This is a genomic window from Thalassobacterium maritimum (assembly GCF_031127805.1).
Taxonomy (GTDB): domain Bacteria; phylum Verrucomicrobiota; class Verrucomicrobiia; order Opitutales; family Coraliomargaritaceae; genus Thalassobacterium; species Thalassobacterium maritimum.
In genome coordinates this window covers 1-1,010 of the sequence record NZ_JARXHW010000166.1, presented here as the reverse complement: position 1 = coordinate 1,010, position 1,010 = coordinate 1, and the positions used below count along the sequence as shown (strand labels likewise).

General features: G+C 50.4%; 3 protein-coding genes. All 3 read left to right on the top strand.

The features are described 5' to 3' along the window. The first annotated feature begins 63 nt into the window (after positions 1–63). Positions 64–363, top strand: a complete 300-nt coding sequence (locus QEH52_RS19860) for a hypothetical protein (RefSeq protein ID WP_308952704.1) — start codon at positions 64–66, stop codon at positions 361–363. After that, the gene (locus tag QEH52_RS19855) at positions 363–665 is read left to right on the top strand and encodes a type II toxin-antitoxin system RelE/ParE family toxin (RefSeq protein WP_308952703.1); all 303 of its coding nucleotides are present in this window, start codon (positions 363–365) and stop codon (positions 663–665) included. The genes QEH52_RS19860 and QEH52_RS19855 overlap by 1 nt, the downstream gene beginning before the upstream one ends. A gap of 101 nt (positions 666–766) precedes the next feature. Continuing rightward, positions 767–1,010 (top strand): hypothetical protein (locus tag QEH52_RS19850; RefSeq protein ID WP_308952702.1); only part of this gene is annotated, 244 nt, incomplete at its 3' end.

The following is a 1,010-nucleotide window of genomic DNA, read 5'->3' as shown; positions in this document are numbered from 1 at the left end:
GGATTGCCAAGCGCTTGAACATGGGGCACCCTTCCAGAGTCACCAATCTCATACGTGAATCAAATGAATGAAGAATGTTTATATTCTACGTTTGAGCCCCTCTCCATTCAAAGTAAGCTTGAAGAATCCAGAAATACCGCCATGTTAGACACCATGAATGCAGCCCAGATAATCCAAGAGATCGGCTCGATGGACGAGCAGGATCAAGGCGAAGTGATCGCCCACTTGCGCCAGCTTGAGGAAGAACGCTATCACCAGGAGCAAGTGAAAATCGCCGCTCAGCGCCTCCAGGATCTGGAAGATGGGCTGGAGGAAGAGGTTCCGTATGCGGAAGCTATGGAACTGCTACGCAGTCGTCTGTAATGGAAGTTTACTTCCTCAAACGCGCGATCGCCGATCAGCTGCGCGAAACGGAATTTTGGCGCGAGCAAGATCCCGAGTTGCCGGTCGAATTTTTGAAGGAGCTGGGGAAGTCCGTTAATAATATCACTAAAGCCCCGAGCGGCTTTGCTTGGGCGTCCGAGCCGTTGGGTCTTAGGCGCTATTACGAGAAGCGCTTCCGCACGCACATTATTTACAAATATGAGCCGGAAAAAGACCGCTTGAGAATCGTCCGGATTTATAACGCGCGAATGAATCCCGTCCGCTTTATCCCGAGCGTATAGCTTTTATCTTAGCCGCTTTTGCTTCCGTCTGTTAGAAAAAAGGGTCAAACGTAGAATCTAAACATTGGCATTCTTAATGTTTATGCGTTGCTTGTGGTGCCATGCCCCGCAAGCAACGCATCGAATACCCTGGGGCGATCTATCATGTGATCAGCCGTGGCAATTACCGCAAGGAGTTGTTCTTGAAGGCGAACACGGGTGAAGCGTTCGAACGCTGCCTATTTGAAGTGGTGGAGCGCTGTGGGTGGAAGCTGTTGGGTTTGGTGGACTATGTTCATCTCAATCCTGTGCGGGCTAAGATTTGCTCTTTCCGCGAGCTAAAGGCCTACGCGCTATCCAGTTATC

What these genes read in the sequence shown, in the direction of transcription:
- QEH52_RS19855 (WP_308952703.1), top strand. Translation starts at nt 363, where the DNA reads ATGGAAGTTTACTTCCTCAAACGCGCGATCGCCGATCAGCTGCGCGAA.
- QEH52_RS19860 (WP_308952704.1), top strand. Translation starts at nt 64, where the DNA reads ATGAATGAAGAATGTTTATATTCTACGTTTGAGCCCCTCTCCATTCAA.